The organism is Pseudomonas sp. 1121_17, from assembly GCF_052850745.1.
Genome location: NZ_VXCX01000002.1, coordinates 514,659 through 532,320 on the forward strand (window position 1 = coordinate 514,659; position 17,662 = coordinate 532,320).

The 17,662-nt window shown below is 61.2% G+C and carries 11 protein-coding genes; 8 read left to right on the forward strand and 3 right to left on the reverse strand.

What is annotated here, in order from left to right; genetic code table 11:
* The 5 genes from FW789_RS07215 to FW789_RS07235 all read left to right on the forward strand — a co-directional run bounded on the left by FW789_RS07215 (window position 1) and on the right by FW789_RS07235 (window position 5,536).
* Window positions 1-747, forward strand: a complete 747-nt coding sequence (locus FW789_RS07215; RefSeq protein WP_103437477.1) for a hypothetical protein — start codon at window positions 1-3, stop codon at window positions 745-747.
* A gap of 46 nt (window positions 748-793) precedes the next feature.
* A complete protein-coding gene (locus FW789_RS07220) occupies window positions 794-2,077 on the forward strand; it encodes a hypothetical protein (RefSeq protein WP_446431223.1) in 1,284 nt (427 codons plus the stop codon).
* 134 nt (window positions 2,078-2,211) lie between these two features.
* Window positions 2,212-4,410, forward strand: a complete 2,199-nt coding sequence (locus FW789_RS07225) for an LTA synthase family protein (RefSeq protein WP_446431224.1) — start codon at window positions 2,212-2,214, stop codon at window positions 4,408-4,410.
* Between the two features lie 138 nt (window positions 4,411-4,548).
* A complete protein-coding gene (locus tag FW789_RS07230) occupies window positions 4,549-4,935 on the forward strand; it encodes a VOC family protein (protein ID WP_103437479.1) in 387 nt (128 codons plus the stop codon).
* A gap of 31 nt (window positions 4,936-4,966) precedes the next feature.
* The gene (locus tag FW789_RS07235) at window positions 4,967-5,536 is read left to right on the forward strand and encodes a hypothetical protein (protein WP_101319694.1); all 570 of its coding nucleotides are present in this window, start codon (window positions 4,967-4,969) and stop codon (window positions 5,534-5,536) included.
* A 52-nt stretch (window positions 5,537-5,588) separates the two neighbouring features.
* Here the strand turns inward: FW789_RS07235 and FW789_RS07240 are convergent, their stop codons facing one another.
* Window positions 5,589-7,259: an MFS transporter gene (locus FW789_RS07240; RefSeq protein WP_186697935.1), complete on the reverse strand. Its 1,671-nt coding sequence runs from the start codon at window positions 7,257-7,259 to the stop codon at window positions 5,589-5,591.
* A gap of 349 nt (window positions 7,260-7,608) precedes the next feature.
* Between FW789_RS07240 and FW789_RS07245 the strand changes: the two genes are divergently transcribed.
* Complete coding sequence (locus FW789_RS07245; RefSeq protein ID WP_446431225.1) at window positions 7,609-12,402, forward strand: NEL-type E3 ubiquitin ligase domain-containing protein; 4,794 nt, start codon at window positions 7,609-7,611, stop codon at window positions 12,400-12,402.
* A gap of 8 nt (window positions 12,403-12,410) precedes the next feature.
* Here FW789_RS07245 and FW789_RS07250 read toward each other — a convergent pair whose 3' ends face one another.
* Window positions 12,411-14,876 (reverse strand): UvrD-helicase domain-containing protein, encoded by a 2,466-nt coding sequence (locus FW789_RS07250; RefSeq protein WP_446431226.1) that lies wholly within the window; start codon window positions 14,874-14,876, stop codon window positions 12,411-12,413.
* Window positions 14,877-15,099: 223 nt separating this feature from the next.
* Between FW789_RS07250 and FW789_RS07255 the strand changes: the two genes are divergently transcribed.
* On the forward strand, window positions 15,100-15,798 hold the full coding sequence (locus tag FW789_RS07255; RefSeq protein ID WP_103437483.1) for a pirin family protein: 699 nt from the start codon (window positions 15,100-15,102) through the stop codon (window positions 15,796-15,798).
* A gap of 18 nt (window positions 15,799-15,816) precedes the next feature.
* Here the strand turns inward: FW789_RS07255 and FW789_RS07260 are convergent, their stop codons facing one another.
* Window positions 15,817-16,731 carry a site-specific integrase gene (locus tag FW789_RS07260; RefSeq protein ID WP_103437484.1) on the reverse strand — a complete coding sequence of 305 codons (915 nt, stop codon included), beginning with the start codon at window positions 16,729-16,731 and terminating at the stop codon, window positions 15,817-15,819.
* Between the two features lie 213 nt (window positions 16,732-16,944).
* Here FW789_RS07260 and FW789_RS07265 point away from each other — a divergent pair, with 213 nt between their 5' ends.
* Window positions 16,945-17,592 carry a DUF1345 domain-containing protein gene (locus tag FW789_RS07265; RefSeq protein ID WP_186697929.1) on the forward strand — a complete coding sequence of 216 codons (648 nt, stop codon included), beginning with the start codon at window positions 16,945-16,947 and terminating at the stop codon, window positions 17,590-17,592.
* Window positions 17,593-17,662: the final 70 nt, after the last annotated feature.

Genomic DNA, 17,662 nt, shown 5'->3' on the forward strand with positions numbered 1-17,662 from the left:
ATGAAGATTCCACTGTGGCTGGCACTGACCTGCCTCGCCGCCAGCCTGCCAAGCCATGCCCAGGTACTGCAACCGATCGAACTCAAGGACCAGGAACTGGCCAACCTGCGCGGCCGCTACGTGCTGCCGGGGCGCATTGTCAGCTTTGGCCTGGTCATGAGCAGCACCTGGGAGAACGCCAAAGGCGAGGTGATCGGTGCACGCTCGACGATGCAGATCCAGCAATCCACCATCAAGCCGCAGTTCTATGTGTCCTTAATCGACGAAAAAGGCACCGGCACAGCTTCGACGCAAGCCCCTGGCACTGGCACCGTGACAGGCGGCAACGGGCTCAACAGCACCACCGGCGTCACTCAGGTAGTGCGTGCTGCTGGCGATCACAACACCGCCTACAACGATGTCGACATCAATGTCAGCCGCGGCAACCAGGCTCCTGCCAGCGAACCCCAGGGCCAGGTATTAGCGGCCGGAACACAGTTGGTTGGCGCCAACGGCGCAGGCTCATTGAGCGTTTCTTCAAGCGGTTCCGGAATTCAGCTGAACATCGCTGCAGGCAACAACCAGGGCAGTACAGTGCAACGTCTGGCCCAAGGTGGACTGATGCAAAACACCACCTTGCTCGGCGCTGGCAACCAGGTTCGCAACATCACCTCGCTCAATGTCGTACTGCGCGACAACGTCGCCGGCGCGGGCGCCATGAACGGTAATCTGGACCAGCTCAAAGGCATTCGCACTCTAGGATTCTGATCTACGCTCTGTCTCATCATACGTAGTCAGAAGGGACGGCTAACCCATGCATCGATTGACCACGATCAGAGCTATCGTTTGTCTGAGTAGCCTGACTCCGGCCACATTGCTTTACGCCGCTGCCGACCCTCAGGTCGAAGCGCTCAAACAAGAACTGATCGAGCTCAAACAGCGCTACGAGGCGCAGCAGAATGCGCTGATGGTGCTTGAACAACGAGTGCGTCAGGTTGAAGCCGCGCCCTCGGCCGCGCCACCGCCCAAGCGCCTGACCCGTTCCCCTGCCGAATCGGTCAAGGGTGGCCAGAGCGTAGCCGCCGGCGCGCCAGGTGCATCCGGTAGCTCGTACGGGCAGTCTCTGCAGGACGACTCGGAGCCGGCGCAGAGCGTTTCCAACCTGTATGACGAGGCCAGCGGCTTCTTTGGCCGCGGCAAGTTCAGCGTCGAAACCGGCATCACCTACACCCACTACGACACCCGTGCACTGACCCTCAATGGCTTCCTCGCGCTGGATTCGATCTTCCTCGGCAACATCAACCTGGACCGGATAAAGGCCGACAACTGGACCCTCGACCTGACGGCGCGCTACAACCTCGATCAGCGTTGGCAGTTCGATATAAACGTGCCAGTGGTGTACCGCGAGTCGACCTACTCTTCAGGCGGCGCTGGCGGAGCCGGCCCCGTCACCTCGGATGCCACCGTGACGCGCGACCCGACCATAGGTGATGTCAACGTCGGCGTTGCCTACAAATTCCTCGATGAATCGGAAGACTGGCCGGACGCGGTATTCACCCTGCGAGTCAAAGCCCCGACCGGCAAGGATCCGTACGGCATCAAGCTGGTCAACGACCCCACCAACGACAACCTGTCGGTACCCGAAAGCCTGCCGACCGGCAACGGTGTATGGGCGATCACGCCGGGCATCTCGCTGGTCAAGACCTTCGACCCGGCGGTGCTGTTCGGTAGCTTGTCTTATACCTACAACATGGAAGACTCGTTCAGCGACATCAGTGCCCAGGCCAACAGCAAGGTGCCGGGCGACGTCAAGCTGGGCAACTCGTGGCAGATCGGTGCCGGTATCGCCTTTGCCCTGAACGAGAAGATGAGTATGTCCTTCTCTGTGTCGGACCAGTTTGCCAGCAAGAGCAAGATCAAGCCTGACGGTGGCGACTGGCAGTCGATCAGCAACAGCGACTACAACGCTGCCAACTTCAACATCGGCATGACCCTGGCTGCGACCGACAACCTGACCATCGTGCCGAACCTGTCGATCGGCCTGACCGACGACTCGCCAGACTTTTCCTTCAGCTTGAAATTCCCTTACTACTTCTGATCCGGCAAGCACACGCGGGCGCTTCGGCGGCCCGCGTTTTGGTTACTTGCCTTGTCGAATCCGGCCTCGCCGAGCTACGCCTGTTATCATCCAACAGATTTGTGTGACTGTTTGATGGCAGGAAGGACGCTTTGGTGAAAATTTTACTCGGCCACCCCCGCGCACGGCTGTGGGCGCTGACCATACTGGTCTTATTGATCCCCTTGGGCGTGCGCGCTTTGTTGGGCTGGTCCAACCCATTTGGTTACTTATCCGATCTGGCCATTGGCAGCCTGCTGGTGCTGGCTCTGCACCGCTGCGTCTGGTGGCTGGCGGCGTCCGTATTGATCGCCTGGACAGCGCTGCTGGTGGCCTCGGCGGAGCTGGTCAGCGCGGTAGGCAGGCTGCCGGCCAGCGCCGACCTGAATTATCTGTTCGACCCCCAATTCATGGAAAACTCCACCGGTGGCGCCCTCGCCCACGCCTGGCTGCCCTGGGTGTTGCTGGCAGCCGTAGTGGCCTGGCTGGCGAGCATCTGGCTGACGCGCCGCGCCGTGCCGCAGGCATTGCCGCGCAAAGCCTGGGCGCTGCCAGCACTTTTGCTTGGCACGCACTGGGCCGGCCAGCACCTGCTACCGTCCGACGCTGACCAGTGGCGCCAATTCAACCTGCCCCATCAGTTGCTTTCGGCAGGCGTGGGTGATCTGCAGCGCAAGGCGAGCAAGCAATTTGGCGACGACTTGCCGGTCCCGGCGCTGAACAGCGCCGGTCTGACCCAGTCCGACCTCAACGCGCCGCGGCTGCTCGATGGCCCTGGCAGCGCCCGCAACGTCCTGGTGATCACCCTAGAGGGCATTCCCGGCGCTTACGTGCGCGCCAATCGCAAGGCCTTGCACAGCCGTTTTGACGAGGAGCTGATGCCCAACCTCAGCCGCTGGGCCGAGCGTGGCATGAACACTCCGGATTACGTTCTGCACACCCACCAGACCATCCGCGGGCTATACGCGATGCTCTGCGGCGACTATGACAAGCTCGCCAACGGCACCCCCAAGGGTGTCGAACTGCTGACCCAGGAGCAACGCAACCAGGCCTGTCTGCCCGCGCAGTTGGGTCAAGCGGGTTTCAGCACGCATTTTCTGCAGGGCGCCGGACTGCGCTTCATGGCCAAGGACCGGGTCATGCCGCACATTGGCTTCGAAGATGTGCATGGGCTGGAGTGGTTCAGCAACGCCAACTATCTGGAATTCCCCTGGGGCAAGGACGACCGCGCGTTTTTCGAAGGCGCTCACACCTACCTGAGCCAACTGCGCAAACAGAACAAGCCGTGGATGCTCAACCTGCTCACGGTAGGCACTCATCAGCCCTACTCAGCACCTGAGGACTACCTGCAGCGCTTCGACAGCCCGAAGCAGGCGGCAGTGGCGTATCTGGACGATGCGCTGGGCGCGTTTCTCGATACGCTGGAGCGCGAGGGCGTACTCAAGGACACACTGGTCGTGATTACCTCGGATGAATCCCATGGCATCGACGGTGTGCGTCTGGCTTCCTCCTGGGGCTTCAACCTGACCCTGGCGCCGGAACAGGCCAGCCTGCCGCAGATAAAGAACGGCACCTATGGGCATGTCGACCTGACCACGTCGATTCTCGATTACTTCGAATTGCCGATCCCGGCGGCGCTGGGCGGCCGCTCGCTGTTCCGCGAGTACGATAGCGGCCGCGAGATGATCTCGTTCACCAACGGCATGCTGCGCTACCAAAACGGCCAAGGCACCTATACCGAGTGTGACTTCCAGCAGCGCTGCCGCAACTACGCCAGCACAGGCTTCATCGCCGACACGGCCAAATACCTTGGCCCGAGCGGCGACGAGGTCGGCCAGCAACTGGCCGATCTGGCCACCACCCTTGACCGCTCGCTGCTGCAAAGCCCGCTGAACCTGCGCTACCAGTTTGGCGGTACCGGCCGCATTGCCTTGGGCAAGCACGCCGACAATGACTGGACAGACAACCTCATCGGCGCGCAGTACCTGGAAATGCCCGAAGGTTCGCGCACGCGCATTCGCCTGGAGGTTCGCGCATTGGACCCGGCCCATGTCGCGCACTTGCAGCTCAAGGCCAAGGAGTTCGAACAGGACGTGCAAGTCGGCCTGCCGGAACAAATGGTCGCGACCGCCGACGAGCCGATGGTCCTGGAGTTCGATTTCGATAACCCTAGTGTACGCAAGGCCTTCTCGTTCCACCTGCTGGGCTACGGCGAAGGCGAGATCGAAATCAGCGACTTCAGTGTGATCACCGCCATGCCTGGCGAAGAAGACAACCTCGACGAGCTGGACGGGCACGTCGCCCAGTCCAGCTGACGCCACTGCAACGCTATTGTGCAGCCGCCAGGGAACTCGGCAAAGCGGCGCTGCCTCTACTTGAAAGACGCACTGGTGAAGTTCACCCGAGCGTCTTTACTTGAATAAAAACAATAGCGTCACAGAGGGATGTGCCCCATGAAGATTGTGGTCACCAGTATTCTTGTCGACGATCAGGCCAAGGCTTTGGCTTTCTATCACTACGTATTGGGCTTTGCCCCCAAAGAAGATGTACCCATGGGTCGGCATCGCTGGCTGACCGTGACCTCGCCTGACGTCCCCAACGGCGTCGAATTGCTCCTCGAGCCTGACGACCACCCGGCGGCAAAAGCCTACAAGATCGCCATGCGCCAGGACCAGATCCCCGCCACCTCATTTGCTGTCAAGGATATCCAGGCTGAATACACCCGCCTCTGCGCAGCCGGTGTCGCCTTCACCAAACCACCTACCGACCTCGGCGCGGTCACCGTCGCCGTGTTCGATGACACCTGCGGCAACCTGATCCAGATCGCTCAGCGCCACTGAGCACCAGCGTCGTCAACGCAAGGAATGGCCCATGCGCTACGAATTCAACGAAGTGCTCAACGATCAGATTGATTATTTTCTGCTTGGTGACATCCAGCTGCTCGCTCGTTTCAAGGAAGAAAACGGCCTGCCCGACGACCTCGCCTATGAATTTACCCACACTGACAGCGGGGATCGGGCAGTGCTGGAAGGCGTGGTGCTGCCTCTGGCCGGAATCGAAAACCTGCCCTATACCGTTATCTTCAGCCTTGATGAAGTCAGCGCCGCCCTGCTCCAGCCAGGTAGCCAGCTCAAACACCGCCGAGAGGGTTATTGGTTACGGGTGGAAAATCGTGCGGTGATGCTGTTCACCTGGCGGATCCTGCAGCATTTCACCAACAAGACAATGGGCGATCTACTGGCGCGCTATCAAATGCGCAACCGGCCGATCATCGAGCTGGAAAACGGCTGGTACCAGGTTGAGGTACTGGCCGGTGCCGTGCTGCGCGATGGCCTGTATGAGCCCACGTTCGAGTTCATCTTCGAATCTGCCGCGCGGCGCATTGACCGTGCGCCAGTCGACACCGCTTACGCCTTCACGTTACGCGCTGACATAGCCTGAACCGGCCCGACGGGAGCCGGCCGAGGCCGCTCCCGCAGGCAGTCCCAGGGCGTCAGGTAATGTCCCGATCCTTGGTTTCGGGCAGGAACAGGATCCCCAACACCGCCGTCATCAGCGCAATTACGATCGGGTACCACAGCCCATAGTAGATATCCCCCGTGGCCGCGACCATGGCGAACGCCACGGTCGGCAAAAAACCACCGAACCAGCCGTTGCCGATGTGATACGGCAGCGACATCGAGGTGTAGCGGATGCGCGCCGGGAACAGCTCGACCAGCCAGGCGGCAATCGGCCCGTAAACCATGGTCACGTAGATCACCAGAATCGTCAGCAGCAACAGCACCATGGGATAGTTGATCTTGTTCGGGTCGGCTTTTTCCGGGTAGCCGGCTTCTTTCAAGGCGGCGCCGAGGGTGGCGGTGAACGCATCATTGCGGAGTTTGAAGTCAGCACTGGCCAAGCTGCTGCCATCAAAACTGGGCACCTGCCGCTCGCCGATCTGGATCTGGGTCAGGCTGCCAGGTTCGGCGTGCTGGTTCTGGTAGGGAATCGCACGCTTGGCCAGCAAGCTCTTGGCCACGTCGCAAGAGCTGGTGAATTTGGCTTTGCCCACCGGATCGAACTGGAACGAACACTGCTCAGGATCGGCAATCACCACCACAGGGTTCTGCGCCTGGGCGACAAACACGTCCGGATTACCGTATTGAGTCAGGGCCTTGAAGATCGGAAAGTAGGTGAACGCCGCAATGATGCAACCGGCCATGATGATTTTCTTGCGGCCGATGCGGTCGGACAGGCTACCGAAGATGATGAAAAACGGCGTGCCGATCAACAACGAGCCAGCAATCAGCAGATTGGCCGTCTGCGGGTCGATCTTCAGGGTCTGCAGCAGGAAGAACAGCGCATAGAACTGCCCGGTGTACCACACCACCGCCTGCCCCGCAGTGCCGCCAAGCAGCGACATGATCACCACCTTCAGATTATCCCAGCGGGCGAACGATTCGGTCAGCGGTGCTTTGGACTGCTTGCCTTCAGCCTTCATCTTGAGGAATACCGGCGACTCGTTGAGCTGCAGGCGGATGTACACCGAGATCGCCAGCAGCACGATCGACAGCAGAAACGGTATACGCCAACCCCAGGCTTCGAACGCCTCGGTACCCAGTGCCGTACGACAGGCAAGGATCACCAGCAGCGAGAGAAACAGGCCCATGGTCGCGGTGGTCTGGATCCAGGCGGTAAAGAAACCCCGCTTGCCCTTGGGTGCGTGCTCAGCAACGTATGTCGCGGCGCCACCGTACTCACCGCCCAGCGCAAGGCCTTGCAACAGCCGCAAGGTAATCAGAATGACCGGGGCTGCCACACCGATGGTCGCGTAGCTGGGCAACAGCCCGACCACTGCGGTAGACACCCCCATGATCACAATGGTGATCAGGAACGTGTGCTTGCGCCCGATCATGTCGCCGAGGCGACCGAACACGATTGCGCCAAACGGGCGCACGGCAAAGCCTGCAGCAAAGGCCAGCAGCGCGAAGATGAACGACGTGGTTTCGTTGACACCGGCGAAGAAGTGCTTGGCGATGATCGCCGCCAGCGAACCGTACAGATAGAAGTCGTACCACTCGAAGACTGTGCCCAGGGACGAGGCAAAGATGACCTTGCGCTCCTCCTTGGTAATGCTGTGCTTGGGCGCGCTGCCCGTCGATGTGCTGTTGATCGCCGCCATGGGTTGCCTCCGTCGTGCATGAGTAGGCCGGAGTACTACACAGTCGAGCACCGCACCCTGGCCCTTGGGCTTGTCTTGGATCACGGTTGCGCGAAGCACGACGAAGCAGACCGCCTCGGATCGCAGCAAGGTAAGTTCAAGCATAATCGCCTTTGCCGGGATCGCCAGCCGGCTACAGACGTCGCGCCTGAACAGCGTTATATACCGCCAGTGCCGATCTGCCATAGGGTTCGATAGCGCTCCAATTCGACAGGAGTGCGACCATGAGCACCCCCCGTTTCATCACGCGCAAATCGTCCGTAGCCTGCCCGCCTGGAGCAAGGAGCTGCACCCTGACAATGTCAAACAGGTGCTCACCCGCGCACGCAAGGACTATCTGGATTCCACGGGCGCGCCTTACCCGTGGTACGCCAAGGCCCTACCCATCGAGCAGGATGCCATTCGCCGGGCAGTTGCTGAGCGCGACCGCAGCCAGCAGATGTTGAAAGCGTTGCTGAGTCCGCTCAAGGGCATCAGTACGGTCTGCCGCCCGCTACTGCAACAGCGGCTTGCGATCAGCACTTCGGTCGACCAGGCACAGTATGTCTATCAAGCCACGCAGGTCGAGCGACCGACCGTCCCGCCGGGTGGGCCGAGCGTGCCAACCACGCCGTTGCCGGTGATTGCCAAGGGTCAACCACAACTGCGCAGTTTGCTTGAAGCCGCCCTGCACAACTTTGAAGGGCCTGAAGACACCACGCGCCTGAGCCGGCTGCAGAGCAGCGCCGAGCAGATCACTGGCCTGCCGGAATTGAGCCTTGCCGACTTCATCGGGCATTGCCGGGCGCTGGATCTGGGCCAGAAGTATCAAGATCATTTGAGCAGTGTCTATGACGGCACGCAGGCCAGCCAGATCCGCGATGCCGCGATCAAGGCGCGCCGCGACGAGTTTCGACTGCAGGCACGCATTGCCTCCCTCAAAGGCCTGCTGAGCAGTCAGAACGCCGCCGCAGCGCACGCGCTGAGTGCTGAGAACGCCAGCGCCGACCAAGCACTGCAATGCTCGCAGATCCTGCTGCTGGGCGTACCGGTCCACGAAGTCATGTTCATCTCTCGGGCAGGAAGCGCCGAGGACGGTCCGGCCATCCTGTACATCCCCGGGACAACAGATCAGATCAGGGAATATGCATCGATCGCAGACAGTTTCACTGCCTTCAAGCAGGCACTGCTCGACCCGCAGGTGCGCAAGCGTTTGCTCGCTTTTGTCTCTCAGAGCCAGCAACCGCAGCTAAAGGTCAAACTCATGCGGGCACTGTACGAGAACAGCGAGGACCACGACGGGCAGCCGCTGGTCCCACGGCGATCGGTTCATCTGGATATCGTCTTCACGCCATTGCCCAGCCAACCCTGGTCAACCCTCGAAGCGAGGCACGTGGCCAGGCTCAAGAGCGATGCGCGCAGCATTGCCGTGCCCACTGCCGACATCGACGCCAACGTGCGCGAGAAACGACTGCTCCACTGGTTGGACGTGGGCATGACGATACTTAACGTAGCCGCCTTCTTCATCCCGGTGCTAAACCCGCTCATGCTTACGCTGGGCGCAGCGCAGATCATGGGCAGTGTTTTCCAGGGCCTCAGTGCCTGGGAAGACGGCGACAACGCCGAGGCCATCGCGCAGCTGGAATCGGTCCTGCTCAATATTGCGGTCGTCGGTGCAATCGCCGGCGGTGGCGCTGTCCTCAAGGCCTCCGGCTTTATCGACGCAATGCAGAGTATCCGCGTGGGCGATGAAGAGCGCCTCTGGTATCCAAGCCTCACAGGCTATGCCAGCGAAATCCGGATGCCATCCATGCAGTTAGCCGATGAAACGGGCCTGTATCACGTGGACGGTCGAACCTTCGTTCGCATTGACGAACACTTCTACGAGACCCAGCAAGGGACCGACGGCGCCTGGCGGGTACTGCATCCGCAGGATCGGCAGGCCTATTCGCCGACGCTTGAGCACAATGCCAGTGGAGCCTGGCGGCTGGCCTATGATTCACCGCTGGAGTGGGATCGGCTGATGCTGCTGCGACGGCTGGGGGGTGTGGCGCAGAGTGTGGACGAGATCGATCTGGAGTGTGCCTGGCGCAGCACTGGCCTGGAAGACGGGGTCTTGCAACACCTGCACGTGGCTGGCAAGAAAATGCCGGCACTGCTCGAAGATGCCTTGGCCCGTCTCGACGCGGACCGACAAGTCAGCCACATCATCGACGCGGTGCGCCACGCGCGGCCGTTGGCAGCGCACAAAAACTTCGCCCTGCCCGCACTGCTGCAACTGCCTGGCTGGCCGCAGGACCATGTCATTCAGATCTTCGAGGGCAGTGAACGTTGGGGTGCATCGACCTTCTACCGTGGACAGGCCGAAGCCTTGGGTGAAGTGGTGATTCAAATCAGCCGCAGTGAGCTGGAAAGTGGTGATCTAGCTGGCGTCGTCCTGTCGCAGATGGAAGACCCCAGCGTACTGAGTGATGCCAATGTTATCCCGAGCGAACGCCCGCAGGCCTTGCAGAGCCGATTGGCCGAGCAGCTCGAGGCTAGCCGGCAGGATCTGTTCGATAAGCTGTACCCCGGCGCTCAGACACCTGCCACACGGGCCGTCGTGCGGCTGCACGAACAATTTCCTGGCCTGCCCCGACTTGCATGCGAAGAAATCGAGGCCCATGCCAGTGGCCTGGAACGCCAGCTGATGACCGCCGAAACCGGTCGCATTCCCCTGCGAGTGCTTGAGGAGGCCCGCCGGATGCTGGCCCGCGCGCGTCTTGACCGAGCGATCCTGGGCCTGCACCGGCCGTTTCTTGCTACTGCCGACAGCGGCCTGCTGATCGAAGGTCTGCAGGCCCGACAACCGGGGCTGAGTGGTGCAGACTTGTTCAACGCGGCGACAGCAGACCGTGCCGAGGCCGCGCGATTGATCGGCCAACAGCACATGCCAGCCGGTGTACGTTCGCCCTTGCGTCTGGCTGACGGCCGCATTGGCTACCCGCTGAGTGGCCGTGGAGCGCCGCGGCCTCGCGCCGCACCGCCAGCGCGCCGGCTGCAAGCCCTCTACCCTGACCTGAGCAACGGCCAGATCAGCGAACTACAGGCTGAGTTGGCGCAAAGCGGCGACCTGGCAACTGCAATTAGCCGCCTGCAAGTCGAGCAGCGCACCCTTCACCGGGAGTTGGCGCAGTGGATCAACGACGCCGACGCTGACTTCCTCGACCGCGAAGAGCGCCAACAATGTGCCGAAGCGCTCCGCGCCGCCTGGCGCCGCGAAGGCGGCGCAGCACGCGATACACTGACACTTGAGCGCATGCGCGTTGCCGAGCTGCCCAGGTTATCGGCGCGCTTTCCCCATATCCGCGCATTGAATATCCGCGAACTGGAACTGCAGCGCCTGGACGCCGATTATTTCGAGCGTTTCCCGAGGCTGGAACAACTCAGTATGGTCGGTCATCCGCAGCTGCCACCTGAAGCACTTTACGCTGCGCTGCGCAGCGCGCCAGACCTGCTCGCACTCCAGGTTTCAAGTTGCGGCCTGAGTGAACTTTCGAGCACGGCCCGGCAGGCCCTGGGCGCAATGCGCAGGTTGCGTATTCTGAACCTCAGTCGCAACCAACTGCGCCTGGATGACGGCCAGATGACCTTCCTGGCCACCTTGCGGATCGACGAGCTGAATCTGAGCAGCAACCGAATCGTCCTTGATCAGGCGCTGGCTGGCCGCTTCCAGGACCTGATCAACCTGCAAGTGCTGAAGCTTGACTTCAACCCGCTGGGGATCGCCCCTGACTTGAGCTATATGGCGCGTCTCAGTCACCTGTCGCTGTACAACTGCGGACTGCAGAGCTGGCCACAGGGGTTGACCACGCTGATGAATCAACCGCAGTACCAACTGCGCATGCTCGAATTGTCTTTCAATCGGATCCACAGCGTGCCCGACCTCGCTTCCGTGCTGCGCACGCCTTACGCCCGCGATCTCGGTGCCGGGCTTGGCGGACGTAGCTGGCGCTTCAACTACAACGACCTGCAGGCGCAGACACGTGCTCGGTTGCTCAGCATTGGCGTCAGCATCTACGAGCGAGAGCCAGAGATGGCCGGATGGCAGCTGTTCTGGCGAGGCAACGCCACGCCCGCGCAGGAGCAGCTGTGGGAGGCACTGTTCGGCCAAGGGGAAAACGGCGAACTTTCTGCTGTCCTGGAAAGCCTGGTGCAGTCAGCCGAGGCCCGCCGCCACCCCGAGGCCTTGAACACCCGGGTTTGGGCCCTGCTCGAACAGGCTGGCGCAGACGCCGAGCTGCGTCAGGCCCTGAACGAAGTTGCCCAAGCGTTCCCGCCGACCTGCGGAGATGCCGGCACTGATGGCTTCAGTGCTTTGGAGATCCAGGTCCTCACTCACGCCGCCAGCCGTGACGCAAGCCCGCTGGCGAGCCAGTGGCGGCTCTACCGCAGATTGTTTCGGCGGGCTCAGGTCGACCGCCTGGCCGATCGCCTCGCCCTGCGTCGAACGCTGCGCAAGGCAGCATTGCAAGACGCTGAAGTCACGGGGAATGAGATCACTCTACCCCGTCTGGACCCGCTCGACGACGTGCTTGCCGCGCCAGACACAGTGCTGTACGGGGGGCTGATCGATGACATCGAGATTCGTCTTGCATTACGCCAGCAGTTGGCTTCGACCCTGGACTACCCAGAGCCCAGCAGTGGCATGCTGTATGAGCATGTCGCGATGCTCAATGACACGATTCGCAGCAATGTGGCCCGGGAAGTAATGCGCCTCGACCAGGATCCGCTTTCCCGGCATGCCTGGCTGCTCGAGCAGCCGGCATGGGCACAAAGCGTACGCGGGCAGAACGCAGAACAGTTTCTCGCCCTGACCGATTACTGGCGCGCGGGCCTGGATTACCTCGACTACTGCCTGGATGAAAGCAACGAACCGGTCACCAGGCTGTCTGCTTCGGTAATCACTGCGTTGCAAGAAACGCTGCAGCGACCCGTACTCGACTCGCGCGGCAGTCTGATCAGGGTCGAGCTTAACTCGGCTCAATACCAGGCTGCCATCGATGCGCTGCTACGCGAGCAGAAAGCTGTTGAGCAGGGCCTGCTGGAGAGCATTACCCGCAGTTTTGAAGCCACCAACAACTGACCGAGCCACTAGGTCCCCCGCAGGTCTTCGAAGAAGGCCTGCCGGCCGTCCACCTGGGCAGCCGCGCGTGGCAATTTCGCGATTTCGCCGCGGGCCGCTTCCACATGCCAATAGCAGTGCCTCACCGCTCGGGTCATGGCGACATAGGCGAGGCGCTGCACCTCTTGCTTCTGCGCCGTGTCAAATGCTTGCGCATCGCCGGCTCGGCCCAGCCCGGCGAGACGGTAGACCTGATTCTTGTAGGGAGAGCTGGTCAGGTACTGACAGTCGCCAAGCATGAATACCGTGTCTGCCTGCAGGCCCTTGGCGCTGTGATAGGTCAGCAGGCGCAGCCGACGCTGCTCTATCGGCAAACTGAAGTCCATCCTCACAGCCTCGTCTATATGCTGTGAAATCAATAGCTTATCGCTACTTTTTCGAAACAGTATCATTATTGATTCGCCGCGACGATAGTGCTCGATTACGGTCTGGCCAAGTGCAGCCTCGTCGCGCTCAAGCACCCTTACCGACGACAGTGGCAGCGCTGCGGCAGGTCCACTGGCTCTGGCTTTCTTGCCGACAATGGTCGCCATACCTTTGACCATATGCTCTGCCGCATCGATCACATGCTGCTGACTGCGATAATTGTCGACCAGCATCACCCGCGTGTTGGCCGGCGACGGGAACGTCTTGCTGAACTCGATGAAGTACTTGGGCGAGCTGCCTCGCCAACCGTAGATCGACTGCCAATCGTCACCCACACACATCAGTGATGCATGCTGAGCCTTGCGCCCAACGTGCATAGCCGCGCCACGACGGCGGATCTCGCCAAGGCTCGCGCGCAGCCAGCTGACTATCTGCGGCGAGACGTCCTGAAACTCGTCAATCATCAGATGCGCCAGCGGGCGCAGCAATGGGTCGGGCAACAGCCGCAGATTTTCTGGGTTGTTCTCGCCAAACAAGGCGAACATGCGGTTGTAGCTCATTACCGGCGGAGACTGCGCCAACAGATGTGACTCCAGCGCTTTCCAGAACAACGCCAACGCCTCGAAAAACACTGCATCGCTGTCGCCGGGAGGAAAGCTCATGGCCGTCACAGCGGCGCTGACATCCAGCCCAAGGTTTTCGATAAAGCCGGCAGCGCTGACAAACGCATCGAGCAACGGTGCCGGGGCAAGTTCGCCACTGACCTTGTATTCAAAGCCCGGACCTGCCACGGCATCACCCGCCAAGGTAGCGGCCAGGCGCTTCGCGCTGGCATAGTTATCCAGCCAGATCAGAGGCTTATCGCAGAAAGCTTGAAACAGAGTGCGCTTCACTGCCCATTCTGCGCGGACGCTGAGTTTGGCTCCGGGCCGCTGATATTGGGCGCTTTCGCTTGGATCAAAGCCAAGTACCACCAGGGCGTCCTGCCCAGCCAGGCGCCCGTGCACGTGAAACTGGCTACCGCGGATCTGCACCGTTTCGCGGCAAGGCTCGATGCCCTTGATCGGCCATGAGCCGGCGCCGAACCACAGATCCTCAATCACATCACACAGTTCTTCATCGCGCTGAGCAGCCAGTTGGGTCACTTGCACGCGCTTTTGCACATCCGGATGATCCGGGTCCAACGGCTTGAGCTGCAAGGCCTCGCGACGCAGAGCTGAGATCAGCTCGGCAAAGCGCGGACTGCCCCCAAGCAGGTCGCTGTAGCAGCTGTTCAGTTGCTGACGCTGGGCATCATTGAGGCGCAGATCGAATGGGTTGCTATCGGCTTCGCTCAGACCCGGGTTGTCGTTGCCCAGGTTCTCGAACGCGCGCAGTTGGGCAAACCCCGGCAAGCTGCGCACCAACGGCAGGATGCGCGAATGGAAAGTACGCACCAGTTCGCGCGCAGCAGCGGGCGCCAGGTTGATCTGCCAGAGGGCAAAGATCTGCTGCAGACGCTTGATGAAGTCCAGCCGTGACTCGCGGGTGAAGGTCACCACGGTCATCGCATCCAGCTCGTAGCCCAGATAGTGGCGCAACAGCAAGATGCGCAGGACCAGCGAGGTCGATTTGCCAGCCCCCGCGCCCGCCACCACACAAGTCGACGGCGTGTCACTGAAGATCAGCTTCCACTGCGCGGCGCTGGGCTGCGCGGTCGCTGGCAGGCGCTGGGCAACGTCAGCCTTGAAGCGCTTCTTCAGCTCAGCACTGAGCGGCAGACGCCAATCTTCGAACAGATTGGTATCCTGTCCAGGGCCCGCGCCGTGCTCTGGTCGGGTATCCCGAATCACCAGCACTTGCCGCCCGGCTTCATAGCCCTCGGCGCGACCTTGCTCAAAGCCCTCGCGCAGGCCATCGACATGGCCACTGCGCTGCCCGGTGGCGTGGCCGAGAAACCACGAGTCGCGGTGCTGCGCCTGTAGCCGGCTCAAGCCTCGGCCCAACAGTCGTGCGGCCAAACGGCGCAACCAGGGCAACTGGGCAGGTGGAATCAGTTGGGCGGGGCTTTGGGGAAGCTCGTGCGACACGGTCACTCCAGTGCGATCAATACATCGGCTTATGGTGGCTGCAACCGGTGAAAATCGCCAGCAATTGCTTGCACATCAGCCTATTAGCCGATGAATCGCATAATTGACTGCAGCTCCATACATCGACTAAAACGATGGTTTTAAGCCGTTATTTACGCTTATATTCGATTCTTTTTGGCTGCATGATGGCGTCCATCCAACGCTATTCAGGGAGCCGACTGCCATGCTGCACCTCAGACCTTTTGCCAGCCTGGGCCACGCCAATCACGGCTGGCTCGATGCTCATCATCATTTTTCATTCGCTGAATACTACGACCCAGCGCGTATGCACTGGGGCAATCTGCGGGTCTGGAATGACGACCTGATTGCCGCCGGCAGCGGCTTCCCGCCGCATCCGCATCGTGACATGGAGATCATCACCTACGTCCGTGAAGGGGCGATCAGCCACGAGGACAGCTTGGGTAACAAGGGCCGTACCGAGGCCGGCGATGTGCAGGTCATGAGTGCCGGCAGCGGCATTGTCCACAGCGAGTACAACCTGGAGAAGGTCGACACGCGGATTTTCCAGATCTGGATCATCCCTGAACGTGTTGGCGCAGCACCGGCCTGGGACGTTCGCCCGTTTCCCAAAGGCGAACGCGGTGAAGGCTTTGTGACCCTGGCCAGCGGTCGCAGCGGAGACGAGCAGAGTTTGCAGATCCGTGCCGACGCAAGATTGGTAGCCGCCACCTTGAGGGCCGGTGAAACCGCACGCTACAGCTTCGATGAAGGCCGCCGGGGCTATCTGGTGCCCGCCAAAGGCAGTATCGAAGTCAACGGCGTGCGGGTGGAGACGCGTGACGGGCTAGCCATCGAGCAAGAGCCGGTGCTGACCGTGACGGCCCTCGAAGACAGCGAAATCGTGCTGATCGACGTCGCCTGACCTGCATAGCCAAGCGCCTCAGTAGTCGAACCGATCCACCGCCCTGCGCCGCTCGTTGTCATCGCGGCGGTCGTAGGCCGCCGTGGTCTGGATATTGGCATGGTGGGCAAGCTTCTGCGCAATCGACAGATCGTGCTCTTCGATAACCCGGGTAATAAACGCCCGGCGAAAATCATGCGGCATGATCTTGACCCCGACCTGCGCGCCGCGCTGGCGAGCGATGTAATAGATCGCATGCTTGGTGATGCGCGCGCGGGTGATGTGGTTGCCGCGGCGGATGCGATTGAACAGGAACTCATCATCGGCTTCGCCGACAGGTAGCTGCTCACGGCGCAAGTCCAGCCACGCCTGGAGTTTTTCGAACGCCCAGGCCGGTGCGTACTTGACCAACTGCCGGTTGCCCTTGCCCACTACCTGCAAACTGCGCTCGGTGAAATCGACTTGCGCCAGGTCGATATCCACCGACTCGGACTTGCGCATGCCGGTGCCGTACAGCAGTGCAATGATCGCAGCGTCCCGCACCCCTTGCGGGCGCGGATCGGCGGCGCAGGCATCCATCAGTTCACGAATCAGGCTGCGCCGCAGATTGCGCCCGGGCGGCAGCCGGCTGCCGGTCGCCGGTTTGACCTCACGCATGCGCAGCAGCTGTTCATGCCCTATCAGGCCCTGGCGCCAGGCTTCGTTCATCACCCCACGCACGGCATTGACGTACAGCGAAGAGGTATTGGGCGCGTAACCGTCTGTGCGCAGCGCCGCGACCAAGGCGATGATGTGCCCAGGCTCAAGCCGGTGCCAGGGCACGTCGGCGATATCACAGTCGATGAAGCCGAGCCGGTCGGCGGCGTCCTGCAGAATGTAGCGCATGGTCAGCTGACTGGAAGGCGCCAGCCGGGCGAGATACTGCAACAGGGGGTTTTGCAGAGAATCGGTCAAAACATGAATCCTATTCCTTGAACTTCAAGCTGCAATCAATGCCATCATCTTGATATGCAACAGGTTTGGCCCTTCGAGCTGCCCTGATGGTACCGGAAACACCACGCCGTTGCTGACCAGCAAGTGCCCGTGTGCACCGACGCTTGCGATGTTATGCACCGCGCCAGCCCAAAGCGCTACAGTGAAGCTCACCGCCCCTGCCAGCGAGGCCCTATGGCACTGCACCGTCTGACCCGCTCTCACCCTCGCCTGACGATCGCCACCCTTGCCGGGCTGGTTGGCGGCTGGTTGATTCCGGCCGAAACCCTGATTCAGCACCTGCTGGCCGGCTGGAACCTGGGTGTCTGGCTGTACGTACTGCTGGTGCTGTGGCTCAGCTGGCGGGCCACACCGGCCAAGGTTCGCAAGGTCGCGCAGATCGAAGACGAGAATGCCGGGCTGGTGCTGTTCGCGGTCTGCCTGGCCGCAATTGCCAGCCTGGCTGCAGTGGTGCTGCAACTGGCAGCCAGTCAAGACCTGCACGGTAGCGAGTTGACGGTGCACTACCTGTACACCGGGCTGACCGTAGCCGGCTCCTGGCTGCTGATCGGCTGCATCTTCAGCCTGCATTACGCGCGACTGTTCTACACCTCGGCACTGCCAGAACCGCCCCTGCGCTTTGCCGATGGCGAGCGCAACCCGGACTACTGGGACTTCCACTACTTCGCTTTCACCCTCAGCGTGGCCGTCCAGACCTCCGACGTCGGCGTTGCCGACCGCGGCATCCGCCGGGTGGTTCTGGCACAATCTCTGGTGGGTTTTGTCTTCAATACGGCGATTCTGGGGATCACCATCAATATCGCCGCGGGCTTGCTGGGCTGAATATGCCGACGAAAACGTTTGCCCCAATGCGCCAGCTGTGACCGAGGTCAAGCATTGGTATAAATGTCAT